Source organism: Acinetobacter sp. NIPH 298, from assembly GCF_000369505.1.
In the GTDB taxonomy this organism is placed as follows: domain Bacteria; phylum Pseudomonadota; class Gammaproteobacteria; order Pseudomonadales; family Moraxellaceae; genus Acinetobacter.
Map to the genome: position 1 here is coordinate 418,949 of NZ_KB850055.1, position 20,474 is coordinate 439,422.

At 40.9% G+C, this 20,474-nt stretch carries 18 protein-coding genes; 12 read left to right on the top strand and 6 right to left on the bottom strand.

Annotation, left to right across the window (positions count from 1 at the left end):
- Positions 1 to 22 precede the first annotated feature (22 nt).
- Positions 23 to 1,027: a Tim44 domain-containing protein gene (locus F903_RS06860; protein WP_005195708.1), complete on the bottom strand. Its 1,005-nt coding sequence runs from the start codon at positions 1,025 to 1,027 to the stop codon at positions 23 to 25.
- 84 nt (positions 1,028 to 1,111) lie between these two features.
- On the bottom strand, positions 1,112 to 2,500 hold the full coding sequence (radA, locus tag F903_RS06865) for a DNA repair protein RadA (protein ID WP_005195710.1): 1,389 nt from the start codon (positions 2,498 to 2,500) through the stop codon (positions 1,112 to 1,114).
- 354 nt (positions 2,501 to 2,854) lie between these two features.
- Between radA and F903_RS06870 the strand changes: the two genes are divergently transcribed.
- From F903_RS06870 to F903_RS06890, 5 genes are all read left to right on the top strand, one after another.
- Positions 2,855 to 4,363 carry an alanine/glycine:cation symporter family protein gene (locus F903_RS06870; RefSeq protein WP_004668967.1) on the top strand — a complete coding sequence of 503 codons (1,509 nt, stop codon included), beginning with the start codon at positions 2,855 to 2,857 and terminating at the stop codon, positions 4,361 to 4,363.
- 130 nt (positions 4,364 to 4,493) lie between these two features.
- The gene (lptM, locus tag F903_RS06875; protein WP_005195714.1) at positions 4,494 to 4,733 is read left to right on the top strand and encodes an LPS translocon maturation chaperone LptM; all 240 of its coding nucleotides are present in this window, start codon (positions 4,494 to 4,496) and stop codon (positions 4,731 to 4,733) included.
- A 22-nt stretch (positions 4,734 to 4,755) separates the two neighbouring features.
- A complete protein-coding gene (gene lysA, locus F903_RS06880; protein WP_005195715.1) occupies positions 4,756 to 6,006 on the top strand; it encodes a diaminopimelate decarboxylase in 1,251 nt (416 codons plus the stop codon).
- Positions 6,007 to 6,012: 6 nt separating this feature from the next.
- Positions 6,013 to 6,867, top strand: a complete 855-nt coding sequence (gene dapF, locus F903_RS06885) for a diaminopimelate epimerase (RefSeq protein ID WP_005195716.1) — start codon at positions 6,013 to 6,015, stop codon at positions 6,865 to 6,867.
- Positions 6,868 to 6,924: 57 nt separating this feature from the next.
- Positions 6,925 to 7,530 (top strand): alpha/beta fold hydrolase, encoded by a 606-nt coding sequence (locus F903_RS06890; RefSeq protein WP_005195717.1) that lies wholly within the window; start codon positions 6,925 to 6,927, stop codon positions 7,528 to 7,530.
- A 2-nt stretch (positions 7,531 to 7,532) separates the two neighbouring features.
- On the opposite strand, the gene F903_RS06895 is transcribed toward F903_RS06890, so the two are convergent.
- Entirely contained in the window at positions 7,533 to 8,144 is a 612-nt protein-coding gene (locus F903_RS06895) for a LysE family translocator (RefSeq protein WP_005195718.1), read from the bottom strand.
- Positions 8,145 to 8,521: 377 nt separating this feature from the next.
- On the opposite strand from F903_RS06895, the gene xerA reads away from it, so the two are divergent.
- The 7 genes from xerA (at position 8,522) to F903_RS06930 (ending at position 17,030) form a co-directional block, all read left to right on the top strand.
- Entirely contained in the window at positions 8,522 to 9,415 is an 894-nt protein-coding gene (gene xerA, locus F903_RS06900) for a site-specific tyrosine recombinase/integron integrase (RefSeq protein ID WP_171065264.1), read from the top strand.
- Positions 9,405 to 9,986 (top strand): HD domain-containing protein, encoded by a 582-nt coding sequence (locus F903_RS06905; RefSeq protein WP_005195720.1) that lies wholly within the window; start codon positions 9,405 to 9,407, stop codon positions 9,984 to 9,986. Before xerA ends, F903_RS06905 begins: the two co-directional genes overlap by 11 nt.
- A gap of 466 nt (positions 9,987 to 10,452) precedes the next feature.
- Complete coding sequence (locus F903_RS06910; protein ID WP_004668959.1) at positions 10,453 to 11,202, top strand: electron transfer flavoprotein subunit beta/FixA family protein; 750 nt, start codon at positions 10,453 to 10,455, stop codon at positions 11,200 to 11,202.
- 17 nt (positions 11,203 to 11,219) lie between these two features.
- The gene (locus F903_RS06915) at positions 11,220 to 12,155 is read left to right on the top strand and encodes an FAD-binding protein (protein WP_005195725.1); all 936 of its coding nucleotides are present in this window, start codon (positions 11,220 to 11,222) and stop codon (positions 12,153 to 12,155) included.
- 164 nt (positions 12,156 to 12,319) lie between these two features.
- Positions 12,320 to 12,964, top strand: a complete 645-nt coding sequence (locus F903_RS06920; protein WP_005195727.1) for a G protein-coupled receptor family protein — start codon at positions 12,320 to 12,322, stop codon at positions 12,962 to 12,964.
- A 462-nt stretch (positions 12,965 to 13,426) separates the two neighbouring features.
- Positions 13,427 to 16,165: a DNA gyrase subunit A gene (gene gyrA, locus F903_RS06925; RefSeq protein WP_005195729.1), complete on the top strand. Its 2,739-nt coding sequence runs from the start codon at positions 13,427 to 13,429 to the stop codon at positions 16,163 to 16,165.
- 151 nt (positions 16,166 to 16,316) lie between these two features.
- On the top strand, positions 16,317 to 17,030 hold the full coding sequence (locus tag F903_RS06930; RefSeq protein WP_005195730.1) for a hypothetical protein: 714 nt from the start codon (positions 16,317 to 16,319) through the stop codon (positions 17,028 to 17,030).
- 28 nt (positions 17,031 to 17,058) lie between these two features.
- On the opposite strand, the gene F903_RS06935 is transcribed toward F903_RS06930, so the two are convergent.
- From F903_RS06935 to F903_RS06945, 3 genes are read right to left on the bottom strand one after another with little or no spacing between them, the layout of a single operon-like run.
- Positions 17,059 to 18,171 carry an ABC transporter permease gene (locus F903_RS06935; protein WP_005195731.1) on the bottom strand — a complete coding sequence of 371 codons (1,113 nt, stop codon included), beginning with the start codon at positions 18,169 to 18,171 and terminating at the stop codon, positions 17,059 to 17,061.
- Complete coding sequence (locus F903_RS06940) at positions 18,168 to 19,298, bottom strand: ABC transporter permease (RefSeq protein WP_005195732.1); 1,131 nt, start codon at positions 19,296 to 19,298, stop codon at positions 18,168 to 18,170. Before F903_RS06940 ends, F903_RS06935 begins: the two co-directional genes overlap by 4 nt.
- A gap of 3 nt (positions 19,299 to 19,301) precedes the next feature.
- A complete protein-coding gene (locus tag F903_RS06945; RefSeq protein WP_005195733.1) occupies positions 19,302 to 20,462 on the bottom strand; it encodes an HlyD family secretion protein in 1,161 nt (386 codons plus the stop codon).
- Between the last annotated feature and the right edge of the window lie 12 nt (positions 20,463 to 20,474).

Genomic DNA, 20,474 nt, shown 5'->3' on the forward strand with positions numbered 1-20,474 from the left:
GCCATTTTTTATTTATTAGGTTTTAAGCTTGTTGAATGCCTGCAACAACCCAATCTTGTTGTGAGCCAGCAGGTTTAACAAAGTGCCAAATTTCAGTAAATGGCTGTGGCAAGCTATTCAGATCTTCGCTCACAGTACCCGTAAAACGAACGCTGACAACGTATTGACCATTTTCAGTTGAACTTTCGACCACCATTGCATTGAGGTTGCTAAATTCAGCCACATCTTGATCTTGGTTGGCCATAATGTCGCTATACATCGAGTTGTAAAGCTCTGGTGATAAATAACGACGAATTTCTTCGATATTATTAGCGTTGTTCACTGATTGGATGTGGTTAAAGCGTTGACGTGCAGTACGCAAGAATGCCGCCGGTTCAGTACCATCTGGCAGTTGATTGCCATTGCTGGTCGAAGCACTACCAAATGGTGCTTGAGTTGGAGCATTGCCGAACGGTGCTTGAGTCGCAGCACCACCACCAACTGATTGACCAAAGATATTGGTGTTGTCACCTGTTTGGCGAGCAGTTGGTTGTGATGTTGTTTGACGGCTAAAATTATTTCGACCGCTATTGTTCGGAGCGTACGGATTATCTGCTGCTAATTTTTTTTTTGCGCCTAATCTGCGGAACACAAAGAAGGCGGCGGCTGCTGCAAGTAGAACCCAAATCCAACTAGGAAGCCCTTGTTTCTCCTCCTCGGCTGCAACAGCTTGTTGTTCTGTTTGAGCTGGATCTTTATCATCTGCCATTGCGTTTGCTGCAACGGCACCTAATGCTGCGCCAGCGACACCTGCGGCAACCATACCACCGACACCAGGACCTGCTTTTTGAGGTGCAGCAGTCGGAGCGGCTTGTTGTTGTGCTGGTGGAGTCGCTTGGCGAGGTTGTTGATAAGACTGGCTAGATGAGTTAGATCTGCTCATACCATGACTCTTTCCGCCGCCTGCACGTTTCGCTTCTGCGAGTGGTGCAGCAACCAAGGTTGCCATTAATAAAGCGGCCATCAAGCCACGCTGGTGTACTTGCATCGAAAATCCCTATTTAGTTCCAATTAGTAAGTGTATTTATGCAGGCATTTGCACTGAATTTCAACTAGAAAAGCATATTTTTTATTACAATTCATCACTGAGCTGCATTGCTTCCGTTAATGCCTCATGTAATCGTGCTACAGCAATCACTTGGATACCTTCAATTGGTTTTTGTGGTGCGTTGCCTCGAGGTAAAATCACATATTTAAAACCATGTTTAGCGGCTTCTTTTAAACGTTCCTGACCATTTGGCACTGGGCGGATTTCACCTGATAGCCCAACTTCGCCAAAAACAGCCAATTGTTGAGGTAAGGCTTTGCCACGTAAGCTGGATGCGCAGGCAAGTAGAACCGCAAGGTCAGAACCTGTCTCGGTGATTTTTAAGCCACCGACCACATTGATGTAAACGTCTTGACCAGCAGTTTGAACCCCGCCGTGTCGATGCATGACTGCAAGCAACATATTTAAACGGTTTTGTTCTAAACCTAGTGCGACACGACGAGGTTGACCATGTGCATCATCGACTAAGGCTTGAACTTCAACTAGGAGTGGGCGAGTACCTTCACGGCTGATCATCACAATTGAACCCGGGATGGCTTCATCATAACGGCTCAGGAAAATTGCCGATGGATTGGCGACTTCACGTAGACCTTTATCGGTCATTGCAAAGACCCCAAGTTCGTTGACTGCACCAAAACGGTTCTTCACTGCACGAATCATGCGATAACGTGAGTCAGATTGACCTTCAAAATAGAGCACGCAATCGACCATGTGTTCTAAAACACGAGGACCAGCCAGCGCACCTTCTTTGGTGACATGGCCTACGAGAAACAAAGCAGTGCCGCTATTTTTGGCGTAACGGGTGAGTAATGCAGCTGATTCTCGAATTTGTGAGACGCCACCAGGTGCTGATTGTAAGGTTTCGGTATATAAGGTTTGAATGGAGTCCAATATGGCAACAGCAGGACGCACTTGTGCTAAAACATCACAGATACGCTCAACACAGGTTTCAGCCATGACTTTGAGTTGATCGGTAGGCAAATCTAAACGTTGCGCCCGCAATGCAACTTGAGAAAGTGATTCTTCGCCAGTGATATAGAGTGCTGAGCTTTTTTTGCTGGCCATGTGGGTGGCAGTTTGCAGCAAGATGGTGGACTTACCAATCCCCGGATCACCACCAATCAAGACCACTGAACCAGTGACTAAGCCACCACCTAAAACACGATCAAACTCACTCACGCCTGTAGCTAAGCGGGTTTCATTGGAAACGGAGACTTGATTTAAGGTGGTAATGCTTGCTGCTTGACCTGCATATCCACCGCCCATTTTGGGTTGACTACGATGAGTGACGCTCGGTTCTATGCGGATTTCAGTGAGACAATTCCATTCACCGCATTCGGTACATTGCCCAGCCCATTTCGGATGATCTGCGCCACATTGTTCACAACGGTAAATAGTTTTAATTTTTGCCATATTTAAAATTGAAAATTTTCTGTAAATTAGTTAAAAAGTAAAGTAATTACGAAAACATTGCGCCAATCGTATTTCTCTTAATAAGGATGAAGAGAAAAGGGCGATTTTCGTAACTCACTGGTTAAAGGGAAGTGCTCAGCAAAATAACATGATATAAGACTTTTACAAGTAAGATACAGTGTGTTTTTGAGTTAATATACTTGTTCAGTTCACTTTTTCCATGGACGGTTTTGAGCATTTGTTCAATTCTTGGCATGATACTCCGGTTGATTGGCATAGATATTGCTGATGCTCAAGCAAATGGAAATATAACGGTTGTTATATTTCCAATTTTAATAAAAAAGGTTGATATATATGAGTGCAGCAGAAATTGTTAATTGGGTAAATGGCATTATCTGGAGCCCCGCGCTAATCTATTTATGTTTAGGTGCAGGTTTATTTTTCTCTATTCTTACGCGTTTTGTCCAAGTACGACAGCTTAAGGAGATGGGAAGGCTATTAATTAAAGGAACATCCTCTTCACAGGGTATTTCATCATTTCAGGCATTATCCGTTTCACTTTCTGGTCGTGTTGGTGTAGGTAACATTGCTGGGGTTGCCGCAGCGATTGGTTTTGGTGGTCCGGGTGCTGTATTTTGGATGTGGGTGGTTGCATTTTTAGGTGCAAGTACCGCTTATGTCGAATCGACTTTAGGTCAAATTTATAAAGTTGAATATCAAGGACAGTATCGTGGTGGTCCCGCTTTTTATTTTGATAAAGGTTTAGGGCAACGTTGGTTAGGTGTTCTCTTTGCGATTGCTGCGATTATCTCCTGTGGTTTGTTCTTGCCGGGCATTCAAGCGAATGCGGTTGGAAATGCATTTACGCAAATTACAGGTGACGGTGCCATTGTTTTTGGCAATGTCGGTGCTTATAAGTTGTTGGCACTTGTTATCATTGTCACGTTATTATCGGTCATTATTTTTGGTGGTATTAAACGTATCGCTCGATTTGCCCAGTTTGTTGTACCATTTATGGCACTGGGCTATATTATCATGGCGTTAGTGATCATTTTTATGAACATTCAGGAACTTCCGGGTGTGGTTAAAATGATTTTTGCTGATGCTTTTTCACCAATGGCGGGTATCGGTGCTGCGATTGGTTGGGGAGTAAAACGTGGTGTTTACTCAAATGAAGCAGGTCAAGGTACAGGCCCTCATGCAGCAGCAGCGGCTGAAGTTCAACATCCAGCACAGCAAGGTTTAGTACAGTCTTTCTCTGTCTATGTTGATACTTTATTTGTTTGTTCAGCGACCGCGTTCATGATCTTGATTACGGGGATGTATAACGTTCAAGGTACTTTAGAAGCAGGTCAATTTATTGTGCAAAATGTCGGTGCTTCTGTTGAAATTGGTTCACCAGCATTCACTCAAATGGCTGTAAGTACGGTCTTTGGTGGTTTTGGTCAAATCTTTGTCGCACTCGCGGTTTTCTTCTTTGCTTTCACGACAATTATTGCCTACTACTATATTGCTGAAACCAATATTACTTATCTCAGCTATATCACCAAAACACCTTCATTAATGTTCCTGACTAAGTGTTTCATTCTTTCAGCCGTTATTTATGGTGTGATTAGTGCGACGGGTTATATTTGGGGAATTGGTGATATCGGTGTTGGTCTAATGGCATGGATTAATATCATTGGTATTATCATGACCTATTTCATTTGGAAACCAACCATCAAGGCACTCAACGATTACGAGCAACAACAAAAAGCAGGCGTGACCAAGTTTACTTTTGATCCAGTCAAACTCGGAATTCGTAATGCAACATTCTGGGAAGATCGTTTGAAGAAAGAAAAAGAACAAGAACAAAAAAAATGATCTAGTTTTCTCTAGTTAAATATCGCCCAACATAAAAAAACAGCCCTTGTGGCTGTTTTTTTATGTTTAGACTTTAGCCTATCGATTGATCACGCTATACTGCTGCGAATTGTAAAAGTTAGGTGCTCAGATGCGTCCAGTCATTTGTTCTATCAGTGTGTTGTTGAGTTGTGTTGTATTAAGCGCATGTGGTCAGTCGGGTGCATTGCAACTTCCTTCTGATCCAAATCATGATAAGCGTGCAAAATACCTGCTTTATAAAAATGAAGCATCTACAGCCAAAGTATCATCTGATCTAAATAAGGATGAAGCGAAAGCGGAAAGCCAAGCAACATTATCAACGACTGAATCACAACCAACGTCACCTTAAGTTTGTAAACAAGGACATTTTCATGAGTTTCACGCGCATTAATGGAGTATTGCATGCTGAGCAATGTTCATTAGATCAGCTCGCACAGCAATTCGGCACACCTTTATATGTTTATTCAAAAGCGACTTTGGAGAAGCATTATTTGGATATGCATCGTGCTTTTGATTTTATTGATCATCAAATCTGTTTTGCGGTGAAATCAAACTCAAATATCGCTGTTCTCAATGTCTTGGCGAAACTCGGCGCTGGTTTTGATATCGTGACGGGCGGTGAGTTGGCGCGTGTGCTTGCAGCAGGCGGTGAGCCATCAAAAATCGTATTCTCTGGTTTGGGTAAATCTGAAGCAGATATTGAAAAAGCTTTAAATGTCGGTATTGCGTGCTTCAATGTTGAATCTTATGCCGAGCTTGATCGGATTCAAAAAGTTGCGGCTAAATTAGGGAAAAAAGCCCCGATTTCTTTGCGTGTCAATCCTGATGTCGATGCTAAAACCCATCCTTATATTTCAACGGGTTTGAAAGAAAATAAGTTTGGTATTCCGAGCGATACCGTAAATGAAACTTATCAATATGCAGCGTCACTTCCGAACTTAGAGATCGTCGGGATTGATTGTCATATCGGTTCTCAATTGACTGAGACCAAGCCTTTTGTGGATGCACTTGATCGTGTGATGTTGATGATCGAGCAGTTGAAAAGCCTAGGTATCACCCTAAAACATATTGATATTGGTGGTGGTTTGGGTGTTTGTTATAAAGATGAAATACCGCCTACTGTTGCAGAATATGCCAATGCACTGCGACCTGCTTTAGAACAGTTAGGTTTAAAAGTATATATGGAGCCGGGTCGTAGTATTTCTGCCAATGCGGGTGCATTACTGACTAAAGTTGATTTACTCAAACCAACCAATCATCGTAATTTCGCCATTATTGATGCGGCAATGAATGATTTAATTCGCCCAGCTTTGTATGAAGCATGGATGGATATTCAGTCCGTAAACCCGAATGCCGATGTTGAAACTAAAACTTGGGATTTAGTGGGCGCCATTTGTGAAACAGGTGATTTTCTAGGTAAAGCGCGTGATTTGGCATTGCAGGAAAATGATGTATTAGCGGTATTAGGTGCTGGCGCATACGGTTTCGTAATGAGCTCAAACTACAATAGCCGCGGTCGTGCTGCTGAAGTTATGGTCAATGGTGATCAAGCCTATTTAATTCGTGAACGTGAAACAATAGAATCACTCTGGGAAAGAGAGCATTTGTTACCTGAGGAGTAAATGGGGATGTATTTAGAATTTACCAAAATGCATGGTCTAGGCAATGACTTTATGGTTGTTGACTTGATTACCCAGCGCGCTTATTTAGATACCGTGACGATTCAGCGTTTAGCAGATCGCCATTTTGGTGTGGGTTTTGATCAACTTTTAATTGTTGAGCCACCTGATTTTCCAGATGTGGATTTCAAATATCGTATTTTTAATGCGGATGGTTCTGAAGTAGAGCAGTGTGGTAATGGTGTGCGTTGTTTCGCACGCTTTGTACATGAACGTCGTTTAACCACGAAAACCAAAATTCGTGTGCAGACCAAAGCGGGTATTGTTGAGCCTGAGCTGGGTGCAAATGGTTTGGTTCGTGTGAATATGGGCTATCCGAAATTTCTACCACAAGAGATCCCATTTTTAACCGATGCACATGAAGATGCTGAAGGTCTTTATGCACTTGGTTTAGCCAACGATAAAAGTATCAACATTGATGTGGTGAATATGGGTAATCCCCATGCCGTAACCATTGTTCCTGATGTGCTGACTGCTGATGTTGCAGGGATGGGGCCTCAAGTCGAATCTCATGTTCGCTTTCCGCAACGTGTCAATGCTGGGTTTATGCAAATCCTAGATGAAAAACATGTACGTTTACGTGTGTTCGAGCGTGGTGTTGGTGAAACTTTAGCCTGTGGAACAGGGGCGTGTGCAGCAGCGGTGAGTGGTATGCGCCGTGGTCTACTTGCCAATGAAGTTGAGGTTCAGCTTGCGGGTGGAAAGTTACATATCGCGTGGCGTGAGGGAGATGTGGTTTGGATGACAGGTCCAACCACACATGTCTATGACGCACGGTTAGATTTAAGATATTTTCAAGGTTAACCAAAAAGAGCACCAGATGATGGTGCTTTTTTGTTTTAGGCTCATACAAAGTTGCTTATGAATAAAATTATCTTTTTACCCGGTGCTTCTGGTGATCTGAGCTTTTGGCAGCCTGTCAGTGACTTATTGCCAAGCACTTATACTAAAGAAATTATCGGTTATCCGGGATTTGGCAGTGTTGAAGCGAATCATGACTTAACAAGTTTTGATGAACTGATTGATTATGTCGTTGGTCAAATACAACAAGAATGTATTATCGTCGCTCAATCGATGGGCGGTATTTTTGCTGTGGCTGCGGCATTAACGAAACCTGAACTGGTAAAAGGATTGGTTTTGGTTGCGACATCTGGTGGTATTCCACTGGAACCTTTTGATGTACAAAATTGGAGAGAAGGATATCGTCAGCATTATTTACAATATCCTGATTGGTTTGTGACCACCAATATCAATTTTGAAGCTGAATTGGGTTTAATCAAAAACGACGTATTGTTGTTGTGGGGAGACCAAGATCCCTTGAGTCCACCTACTGTCGGAGAATATCTAAGTCATTGTTTTTCACATGCTGAATTGCATATTATTCATGGCGGTGGTCACCAGTTTGCGCATACACATGCACAAATTGTTGCTGAGCATATCCATCATTATTTGAACAGCATTTTATAGTTTTAACGTTTACTCAACGCGAGTTTTAGCGCAAACAGAATAAAAATACTGCCTGTGATTCGGTCCATGTAGCGAATAAATTTTGGTTGTTTTAAGTAATGCGATACGGATTGCATGGCAGAAATTAGAAACATAGACCAGATAAACCCGATGAACACATGAATCATGACCAATCCCATTGTCCACGCAATCGGTGAGGCCGAATGTGGAATGAACTGAGGAAGGAATGAAATATAAAAAATACCGACTTTAGGATTGAGCAAATTTCCGAAAAAACCTTTGATAAACCAGTTTTGATTTGATGTGGCACTCGGTGCGCTTGTAAGTTCTGCTCTAGGTTTTAAGATCATATTGAGTCCAAGCCATGCGAGATAAGCGGCACCGATCCATTTTAAAACATCAAAGGCTAGATCGGAGGTCATCAACAAAGCCCCTAAACCACAAGCGACGATTACACCCCAAGCAATACAACCCAAATTAATCCCTAAAGCGGCTTGAAATGCTTTTGCTTTACCTTCGAGTGTTGCTGTACGAATAATCAAGGTCGTATCAAGACCCGGAGTAATGGTGAGTAATGTAATAGCGATTAGATAAGGGATTAGAATTGTTGTCATTATGCTAAGCTTAAAATATAAAACTTGAAATTTATTGTATTACAACCCTGTGCAAGAGCAAAGCACTGCTTTGATCGCAGCGTAAGGCGAAGTTCGAGGACAGGGACATTTTACTTGCGGAACGTTGTTCCTCATACTACGTTATCTTGCGAAACAGTGTTTCTCATCATTTAGAATGACTAAATTTCGAAAAACATGCCTTGTACCATCTAAAAAATCTTGCACCAAAAATGGCTCTTGTCGCAATGAGAGCCATAGCGCGTAAGGTGAAATGTCAACAGACCCTAATACATCACATAAAAAAATTGTTAGACTGTAGGCGTGATGAATTCAATAACATGGAGAGCTATTTGGAAACCCCTGCAAAACTGCTTTCTATGTGGCTAAAAGAACGGATGATTCAAAATCAGTCAGCGCATACCATTACGGCTTATCGGCGTGATTTAACCGATTTTTTTCAATTTTGTGAACATAAACAACTTCAGTTACAAGATGTTGAGGCATCTGACCTCAGACAGTATTTGGCTGAGCGAGTTGAACGAGATCAACTTGGTGCAAGTAGTTTGCAACGGCATTTGACTTCAATTCGCCAATTTATGAAATGGGCGGAACAGGGGCAATATTTAGCACAAAATCCAGCAGAAGATTTTAAATTAAAACGCCAATCTCGACCTTTACCCGGTCTGATTGATATTGAAACTGTCAATCAAATCTTAGACCAAACAGCGCCTGAAAAACCGATTGATCAACAATTGTGGTTGCGGGATAAAGCAATATTGGAACTGCTCTATTCTAGTGGTTTACGTTTGGCTGAGTTGCAAGGCTTGACCATTAAAGATATAGATTTCAATCGACAGTTACTAAGAATTACAGGTAAAGGTAATAAAACACGTATTGTTCCTTTTGGGGCTAAAGCTAAGGAAAGTTTGATTGAGTGGCTTAAAGTCTATCGGATTTGGGCGGGGCAATTTACTGCAGATTCAGCGGTATTTATTACCCAGCGAGGTCAAATATTAAAACCACGGCAAATTGAAAACAGAGTAAAGCTGCAAGCGCAAAGAGCTGGGGTCGATGTCGATTTACATCCGCATTTATTAAGACATTGTTTTGCCAGCCATATGCTTTCCGCCAGTGGGGATTTACGTTCAGTACAAGAGATGTTAGGGCATAGTAATCTTTCAACCACCCAAATCTATACGCATGTGGACTTTGATCAACTCGCAAAAGTATATGACCAAGCCCATCCAAGAGCACAGAAAAATGAGCATTAAACAACAATTTTCATTATCTCTAGATGATGATGCATTTATACAATGTAGCACTTGGATTGAAACGATTTTGCAGGAATATCGGACGGTTATTCAGCTGGATTATCAAGGCTATCTTAACCATTGTAAGCGTGTTGCAGCATGTTGTTTGAGCTTAAGCCAAGATAATCGAAGTGACACAATTTATAAAATAGCGATCGCTGTGGCTTTTCACGATATCGGTATTTGGACTGCGAAAACGATTGACTATATCTCACCATCAGTTGAACAAATGCATCAATACCTTGTTGCAAATGATTTGTTAGATTGGGAAAAAGAAATCGCCTTGATGATTACCGAACATCATAAGTTAACTAAAGCAGAATTTTCCGAATATCCACTGGTTGAATATTTTAGACAGGCCGATTATGCAGATTTTTCATTAGGTTTATTACGTTCAAATATTCCAATGCGCGAGTTTAAAAAATTAACCAAACAGTTTCCAAACTCTGGGTTTCACAAGACTTTGATTTGTTTGGGTATGAAGCGTTTATTGCAAAAACCGTGGAGCCCGTTACCGATGTTTAAATGGTAAATTCAGTCGGTAACACCACGCAATAAGGCTGAAGCGATATATTATGTTGCAAAATTGAGTGTTTAATAGTCGATAGTTTTCAACTTTGTCATGAAAATTTGTTTAATTGGTATTCTTACTTTATTGCCAAGTTTTTGCAAAACAGATGCAATCGCTAAACTCACTGGTAAAGATCGCTTGCGGATCATGCTTATTCGATGAAATATATTGATTCGAGGTCGTTGAATTTATAAATTATAAGAAAAATCAAAGTGTAATATTAACGTTAATCAAACTCCAACTTTATATGCTGAATAGGTATTTTAAATTTGTGAACTGGGCATTTCATCTTTTTTCTGGTCGTAGCGGAAATTGTGACTTGACCAAAATGCCAAATACATTGCAAGATAGGGCACCTAAAAAGTTTCGATCGAAGAGTTAGAATGCTCTTTACTACATTTACTTGTTTAGAACAGCCGAGGATTACATGAAGGCTCTTGTTGCTGTAAAACGTGTGGTTGATGCCAACGTTAAAGTTCGTGTTAAACCGGACAATAGTGGGGTTGACCTTACCAACGTTAAGATGTCAATTAACCCATTCTGTGAAATCGCAGTGGAAGAAGCGGTTCGCTTAAAAGAAAAAGGAACGGTTTCAGAAATCGTTGTTGTTTCAGTGGGTTCTAAAGACGCTCAAGAACAAATTCGTTCTGCAATGGCTTTAGGTGCTGACCGCGGTATTTTAGTTGAAACTGCTGATGAAGTCGGCGCTTTAGAAGTTGCTAAAATCTTAAAAGGCGTTGTTGATGCTGAAAAACCAGAACTTATCCTTCTAGGTAAACAAGCGATTGATGATGACTCTAACCAAGTAGGTCAAATGCTTGGCGCTTTACTTGGTGCTGGTCAAGGTACTTTCGCATCTGAAGTTAAAGTTGATGGTGGAAAGGTTCAAGTAACGCGTGAAATCGACGGTGGTTTACAAACTGTTGAGCTTGGTCTTCCTGCAATCATTACAACTGACTTGCGTTTGAATGAGCCACGTTATGCTGCGCTTCCAAACATTATGAAAGCTCGTAAAAAGCCGCTTGATGTTAAATCACCTGCTGATTATGGCGTTTCAACTGGTACTAAGCTTAAAACAATTAAAGTTGAAGCACCTGCTGAACGTAAAGCTGGCGTGCAAGTGAAGTCTGTAGACGAGCTTGTAGAAAAATTGAAAAATGAAGCGAAAGTGATCTAATACAGAAGGATAAAATCATGAGTATTTTAGTTATCGCTGATCACAACAACCAGACACTTAACGGTGCAACTTTAAACGTTGTTGCGGCAGCTCAAAAAATCGGTGGTGATATTACTGTATTAGTAGCGGGTTCAGGCGCTCAAGCTGCTGCTGATGCTGCTGCTAAAGTTGCTGGTGTGAGCAAAGTATTGCTTGCTGACAATGCTGCTTATGCAAACCAATTGGCTGAAAACGTTGCTGGCTTAGTTGCTGACATCGCGAAAGGCGGTTACAAATACGTACTTGCTGCTTCTACGACGACGGGTAAGAACTTACTCCCACGTGTTGCTGCACTTCTTGATGTAAGTATGATTACAGACATCATTGCTGTTGATTCTGCAAATACATTCAAGCGCCCAATCTATGCGGGTAATGCAATCGCAACTGTTCAATCTGATGAAGCAATCATCGTTGGTACAGTTCGTGGTACAGCATTTGATGCGGTTGCTGCTGAAGGTGGTTCTGCTGCTGTTGAAGCGGTTGCAGAAGCAAATGATGCGGGTATTTCTAAGTTCGTAAACGAAGAAATCGTGAAACTTGATCGTCCAGAATTAACTGCTGCACGTATCGTCGTTTCTGGTGGTCGTGGTGTTGGTTCTGGTGAGAACTACCACAAAGTACTTGATCCATTGGCTGACAAACTTGGCGCTGCTCAAGGTGCGTCTCGTGCTGCGGTTGATGCTGGTTTCGTACCAAACGACTTCCAAGTAGGTCAAACTGGTAAAATCGTTGCGCCTGATCTTTATATGGCAATCGGTATTTCTGGTGCGATTCAGCATTTGGCAGGTATGAAAGACTCTAAAGTTATTGTTGCAATCAACAAAGACGAAGAAGCGCCAATCAACAGCGTTGCTGACTACTGGTTAGTGGGTGACTTGAACACTGTTGTACCTGAATTGGTATCTAAACTTTAATTCTTTTTTGAATTAAGGTAAAAAGCGCTCTTGCGCAAGCAGTTAAAGCGATGCTTTACTGCTTTGCTCAGGAGCGTTTTTTATTAGAAGTGAGGTTAATTGTACTTGTTGGTACACTTTTGCTAAAATATACGCTTTGATCCATTTTGGATATTTTTTCTCCCATGAAGTTTGATTTACGTTTTAATTACACGGCCGTGGCTTTACTGACACTGTTGTTGGTGATCTTGTTTTTGACAAATGTTGATTCGCATTTCTTAATGACGTGGAAAGTTCATCTGATTGAAGATGCGCAAGCCTTGGTGCTATTGGCATGTGTGGCGTTTACGTGGTTCTATATGAAGCCGAAACACTTAACGGAATCAAAAAAACTATTTTGGCTTTGGGCGATTGCATGGTGGTTTATGTTCTTTGGCCGTAGTATCAGCTGGGGGCGTGATTATTTTCCTGATATTCCACATCTTTATTTTCGAATCATTTCTATTTTTGTGATTGCACCAGTTGTATTCATGCCTTTTCTTTCAAAGTTGCGTGAAGAAATTAAATATAAACTCAATTCTGTTCCATTCCCATTCTGGTACTTGTTGATTGCTTGTGTCTCTTTATTTTTTGCTGATAGTGTTGAGCACCATCGATTTATTGATACATGGTTGTTGAGTAATACCATTCAGTCTGATGTGGTAGAGGAGTTATATGAGGTACCCTTTATTTTGGCATTATTCTGTGCAGCCTTTTATTTTATGCAGTGGGACAAAATAATCGTCAATGAAACATCAATGATTCATGTAGAACAGATCAAAGTGAAGTGATTGTTCTGGTGTGGTAGTTGTTAAAATCTGGGTGTTAGATCGCCATAAACATGATGTTGAGAATCTGGGTGACTCGGTCGCTTGGATTCGATGCAAAATATAATAAAAACATTAGTGTGAATTTCTAATTTTTCTGGGATGTATACGTACAGTATCACCAATTTTATAATATCGAATTCGGTACCTATACAAAATAAATCGGTGATCTTTTGTTCAAAAAAAAAGTAGATTGTGCTTTATCTGACAGTTAATCACTTAGTGTTTTTAACTTGTTAATTCTAATGATTTTTTTATTGTAAAAAAATGCTATTTTCAGATCTGTAAACTCCCAGTTGGCTTGTGCTTTATGCTATAATTTTTCGCTGTATTTTTTTATTTTTAGCTCAAGTTTTTGGGCTAAATTTTGCAAGATTGAAGACATAAAAACAGGTAGATCCATCTACTTGTAAACAAGGAGTATGCATGAGCGTATCGGAAATCAGACCGATTGCCATTGAGGACGAACTCAAGCATTCATATCTAGATTACGCGATGAGCGTAATTGTATCTCGTGCATTACCAGATGTAAGAGACGGTCTTAAACCTGTTCATCGTCGTGTGTTGTTTGCAATGCATGAATTGGGCAATGATTATAACAAATCATACAAAAAGTCTGCTCGTGTTGTCGGGGATGTGATCGGTAAATATCACCCCCACGGTGACAGTGCTGTATACGAAACAATTGTTCGTATGGCACAGGACTTTAGCTTGCGTTACATGTTGGTTGATGGTCAAGGTAACTTCGGTTCAGTTGATGGGGATAGCGCGGCTGCAATGCGTTATACCGAAGTTCGTATGCAGAAGTTGACCCATGAAATTTTGGCTGATTTAGAAAAAGATACGGTCGATTGGGAAGACAACTACGACGGCTCTGAGCGTATTCCTCAAGTCATGCCAACGCGTATTCCAAATCTTCTGATCAATGGAACCACGGGTATTGCGGTGGGTATGGCGACCAATATGGCGCCACACAACATGACTGAAGTGGTCAATGCTTGTTTGGCCTATGCAAATAATCCAAATATCTCAGTAGAAGGATTGATGGAGCATATTACTGGTCCAGATTTCCCTACAGGCGGTATTATTTACGGTAAAGCAGGCATCGTTGATGCTTATCGTACGGGTAAAGGTCGTTTACATATTCGTGGTAAATATCACTTCGAAGAAGATCAAAAATCAGGTCGAACGACGATTGTCTTTACTGAAATTCCTTATCAAGTCAATAAAGCAAGAACGATTGAACGTATTGCTGAGTTGGTTAAAGAGAAGAAATTAGAAGGTATTTCTGAGCTTCGTGACGAGTCTGATAAAGATGGTATGCGTATCGCGATTGATTTGAAGCGCGGTGAGAATGCAGAAATTGTCGTAAACAATTTATTTCTACATACCCAGCTTCAAAACTCATTCAGCATCAACATGGTTTGTCTAGATAATGGCCAACCAAAATTGATGAACCTAAAACAGATTATTGCGGCGTTTATTCGTCACCGTCAAGAAGTGGTGACTCGTCGTACCATGTTCGAATTGCGTAAAGCACGTGAGCGCGGGCATATCTTAGAAGGTTTAGCGGTTGCATTAGCAAATATCGATAAGATCATTGAAACCATTAAAACTTCTGCAAATCCAGCCGAAGCGCGTGAGCGTTTACAAACTGGTGAGTGGGCAGGTGGTGGTGTCATTGCTTTATTGGAAAAAGCAGGAGCAATTTCTGTTCGTCCAGATGAGATTGAGGGTGAAGATCCTGCTCGTCCATTTGGTTTGTCTGGTGAGATTTATCGTTTATCACCAACACAAGTTTCTGCAATTTTAGAATTACGCCTACATCGTTTAACGGGTTTAGAGCAAGACAAGCTACATGCAGAATATACTGAAATCTTAGGGCAAATTGCTGAATTAACAGCAATTCTTAATGACTTTAACTTGTTGATGAATTTGATTCGTGAAGAGCTTGCTTTAATCATACAGCAGTATGGTGATGGACGCCGCACAGAGATTATTGAGTCTGGTGTTGATTTCTGCCGTGAAGATTTGATTCCAGAAGAACAAGTTGTTCTTACTGTTTCTCAAACAGGCTATGCGAAAACTCAACCACTTTCTGATTATCAAGCACAGCGTCGTGGTGGTCGTGGTAAGTCTGCGACGTCAATGAAAGATGATGACATCATTCAACATTTAATTGTTGCTTCAAACCATGCAACCGTGTTGTGTTTCACCAACGTTGGTAAAGTTTATCGCTTAAGAGTGTTTGAAGTACCTCAGGCATCGCGTGGTGCCAAAGGTCGTCCAATTGTTAACTTGCTGCCACTTGATGCGAATGAAACAGTAACTGCAATTTTGCCACTCAAAGATTTCCCTGAAAATCATTATGTCTTTATGGCAACAGCATCAGGTACGGTAAAACGTGTCGAGCTAGTACAGTTTAGCAATGTCCGTTCAAATGGTTTACGTGCAATTGAACTCAATGAAGAAGATACCTTAATCGGTGTTGCAATCACTGATGGCAAGCAGCAAATCATGTTGTTCTCGAACGAAGGTAAAGCAATTCGTTTTGCTGAAACCGATGTTCGTGCGATGGGTCGTACTGCGAAAGGTGTCCGTGGTATGCGCGTCAGCTTTGCAAGTAGTGTGCTGGAAGTCGAAGAGACAGACATCATTGAAAATGATGAATCAGATGATGGCGATGATGTAGCTGAATTAAACGTCATCAGCCGTATTGTGTCGCTTGTGGTTGTTCCAGAAACAGGTGAAGTGCTCTGTGCGTGTGCCAATGGTTATGGTAAGCGTACCCCTGTGGGTGATTTCCCAACCAAGAAACGTGGTGGTAAGGGTGTAATCGCGATCAAAACTTCTGATCGTAATGGCGAGCTAGTAGGTGCTGTTTCGATTGATGAGAGCAAAGAGCTGATGTTGATTTCTGATGGTGGTACTTTAGTTCGTACCCGTGCATCAGAGGTTGCTACTACAGGTCGAAATGCACAAGGTGTTCGTTTAATTCGCTTAAGCGAAGCTGAAACATTGGTTGGTGTTGTTTCGATTGAAGCTGTTGAAGTGGAAGATGATGACGTGCTAGAGGTTGCAGAAGAAGCTGTAAATACTTCTCCTGATACCACGACTTCTGACGAAATTTCATCTGAATCTAAAGATGATGCGATTGAAGAATAATTAATCTCTTAACAGAAAAACCCAAAGTTATCTTTGGGTTTTTTTATGGGGGTTACTTTATTGACTAATATATCCTTTATATTGGTCAATCTAATGATCGTTGTTTAAATGTATAAGTTATATTGATATTGAGATGAATGAGAAAATAATAATGTCAAAATGCTATGCGCCAATTTATCCGCATGATCCAATCATTGAAATTTTAGAAAATACTTATTTATTAAGAGGAAGTATAAAGCTTGGTTTTGGTCTCTCAATGAATCGCAATATGGTTATTGTAAGACAGGGTGATGAACTTACAATCATTAATGCTGTACGAATCTCTGAATCAGAATTGAAGATATTAGAAAATTTAGGGACGGTGAGGCATATCATTCGTTTGGGGGATTTTCACGGTTTGGATGATCAATTTTATATTGACCGTTATCAAGCCACATTTTGGAGCCAATCCCATCATGTAAATTATCCAAACCTTATTCCTCAACAAATTATTCAGGTAGATATACGACCACCTATAAAAAATTCTGAATTTTTTATATTTGAGCAAGCAACTTGCCCAGAAGCAATCTTATTTATTAAAGATAAAAAATTATTGATCACAACGGATAGTATTCAGTATTGGAATGATTGGAAATACTTTAGCTTTCTTAGCAAAATTATTATTTATCTGATGGGCTTTCGATTCGGCTTGTTCGTTGGGGGTCCTTGGTTGAAAAGAGTGACACCTAAAAGAGGAAGCTTGAAAAGTGATTTTGATCGATTATTAAAATTAGAATTCGAGAATGTTATCGCTGCACATGGCGTACTTTTAAAGGACTCTGCAAAAGACAAGCTCACATTGTTGATAAATAATTTTAAAACTTAATCATGTCTTATTCAAAAATCAAAGGAAGCTACTGAGCTTCCTTATTGATGGGTTTCATGATGACTAAGCGATAGTAGGAAAGCGTCAATAGGACTGCACTTACAGTAGCCAAATAAATTAACTTTGACGCGACAATCGCTGTTGGTACACCCATTTGATTAAGTTGTACAAACATTTGTACCCCATGAGTAGATGGTAGTATCCATGCGAGTGCTTGCATCCATTCAGGCATAGCAGCATGTGGCCAAGCTGCACCTGTAAGTAAAAACAGGGGAATGGACGTCACTACGACTAAATGCCCGACACGTTCAGGCATATCCACAAGCGAACCAAGTAACAGACCAAGACCAATGACACAGCTCACATAGATCGGTACAGCGAGGATCATTCCCCAGAAGTTTCCACCATGTGGGTATTCATAGAGCCAAAAGGTAAAACCATATAAATAGAGACTTCCTAAGCCGCTAATCGTAAAGATGGTCGCAAAAATGGCCCAGAATTCGGTAGGTTGCGCTGACCAGCCTTGTTCACGATAACTGGCGATGAGCATAGCCAAGCCGAGCAAAATGGTTTGATGAATAATTAAACTGGCAACCGCAGGAAAGATATAGCTGCCATAACCCGATAAGGTGTTAAACAGCGGGATTTCGTGAATCGGCATTTCGATTTCAAACTGTGAAGCATCACCAAATTTCTCCATATAATCTTTCAGTGCATATTCGATAGAGGTGGCAAGACCTGTACCTGCTTCTTTGGTTTGCAGAAAATACGCAGTACTGAGATAGAGTCCGATACCACCCATTTCGCCACGCATGAGACTTTGACTTAGATTTTCAGGCAGTAATAGAATGGCTTCAGCCTTTTGGTTTTTGACCATTTGCTCCGCTTCAAGAAAATCACTCGTGACCGCTTGAATATGGATATGTGGGCTATTTGCAGTTTGACTAATAATTTTAGAGGTTAAAACACTTTGTTCTTCATCGACAATGACGATCGGAATATGTTCCGCAACCTGTGCTTTGTAGGCAGTCGGGTAGAAAAAGCTGTACATGATGATTGAGACAATCAGTGTGGTAAACACTGAATTGTTTTTCACAATATTTTTAAAAGTCTGCTTGTAATAGAAGAAAAATGACTTCATGAGTGGATCTCCTGAACATTTTTCTTTAATAAGCGAAGACTTAACGCAGTAAATAGCACCGCAAAAACAAGTAAAATTACGAATGGTGCAATTGAAACAACGATATCACTTCCGATAACCCATTGTTCAGTTTGTAACTTAGCATATGGCGTAAATGGAATAATCATTGACCAGAACTGAGTAAATATCGGTGCGTTATTTAAAGGAAGCGTCACGCCAGCAAAACTCATCGATGACCCCCCGTACAATGCAATAAAACCAAAGGTTTTAGGCAGGTCTTTTGTGGCTAAAATAACGCTGCTGCTAATCATGGCATAGGCAAAGTAAAACACAAATTGAGCGATCAACAGAAAGCTGAGTGACCCTGCGATAAAATAGCCTTTGATCTGCGTTAGCCAGAACATCCAGCACCATGTCCAAAAACAGAAAATGAAAACATAGAGCAGAATCTTGGCAAAGAATCGAGACACGATATGCGTTGAACCAATCCAATCCGCAAAGGTATGTCGTTTAAATTCCTGCCCGATGGCAAATGCAATGCAACAACACAATAATAAATGCAGTACCGCAGGCACGATAAAGGGTTCTAAAAATAGCTCATAGCTCATGCTCGGGTTATACAGCATAGAAACTTTGACATGCGGTGTTGGAAACTCAGCATAGGGAATCTTGTTAGCTAAATAGCTATTACCTAAGTAATCACCAATTGCATTTAAGGTACTGCTTTGCATCGCAGAGGCAATAGTATTGCCAATACTAAAAAAAGATTGGTTATAGGCGATGCTGATTTGAGCATTTTTTGCCTGTACCAGTCGTTGTTCAGCGCCTTCTGGAATAAAAACAAAACCCCAAACTTGAGTATTATTAATCATCCTTTCAACTTCATCTTGGCTGGCGCTGATAGTCTTCACTTTCAGACTGGGATTAATACTCAGGTTGTGGATGATTTTTTGGCTTAACTGGCTTTGGTCTTGATCAATAATGGCGATTGGTAAATGTTCAGCTTTGCCGGCGGAAAGCATGCTGACAAAAAAGACAATCACCAGTAGCGGCATAATAATAGCCATAAAAGCATCTACTTTATGGCGTTTTAAATAACGCAGCTCCCGAAGCATGACAGCAAACATTGGTTACTTTGCCTCTTTAATTTTAAATAGTACACTCATTCCGACTTTGAGATCAGGAATGGAGTGTTCTGGTACTAAATGAAATTTAAAGCTACGGATATCATAACCGCCTGTTTGACGTGTGGTTTTAATGGTGGCAAAGTCGCCTTCAACATCAATATTTTTCACTTTAAAAGTGACGTTCTGATCGAGGGCAGGAATAAAGCCTTCAAGTGCTTTGCTTTTATAAACACTGTTATACATGTCTTCACGAACATTTAAACTCACCCACAATTCATGATCTTCAATGATGCTAACCACAGGTACACCCATTGCGACCAATTCTGTTGGTTTGCCATAGGTTTTGGAAACAGTACCGTCAATTGGCGAGTAGAGTTTGGTTTCTTCGGTCAGTGCATTGGCTTCTTTCACTGCTGCTTGTGCCATGGCAACTTGTGCATCGGCTGTTGATTTTTGTTGCTCAGTACTGCCTCGTTTTGCACGAGCATATTGTTGATAAGAAGCTTCCGCAGTTTCACGAGCCGAAATTTGAGTTGCTAACATTTCATCCCGACGTTGACGAGAAATAACGCCTTGTTGGAATAGCGTTTCTCCACGTTTATAAGTGGTTGCCGCTAAATCTGCTTGCGTTTTCATCGCTTGCCAATTGGCATATAAGGTTTCGATATTTTCCTGTTGGGCACCGCGATAGACAGTGGAATGAAAGGCTGTCGCACTTTGCAATGCTGCTTGCGCTTGCTCTCTCTTGGCTTCTAATTCAGGGCTAACAAAACGAATTAATGGTTGTCCTTTTTTTATGATTTGTCCTTCAGACACATAAAACTCTTCAATACGACTCGGCACTTTAGTGCTGATATGCACGGTTTCTGCTTCTACACGACCTTGTAATTCAATGGTTTTGGGTTGATAAGCTTTCCACAGACCAAACGCGATGATACCTAGAATTAAGATCAAGATAATTAAGCCGATGATTTTGGCTTTAGATTTTTGAGGCGGCTCAGTCGGTGAGTTTGGTGGATTAGACGTAACTGCATTATCAGCAGAGTCTACTTGTTCTGTCGTAGAGCTTTGTTCATTTACGCTTTTTGGTGTTTCGGCTTCGGTCGTCTTTTCCACGTCATTCGTATCGCGTTCTGAATTGGATGGGGATTGATTCTGGCTCATAAGATTCTCCAA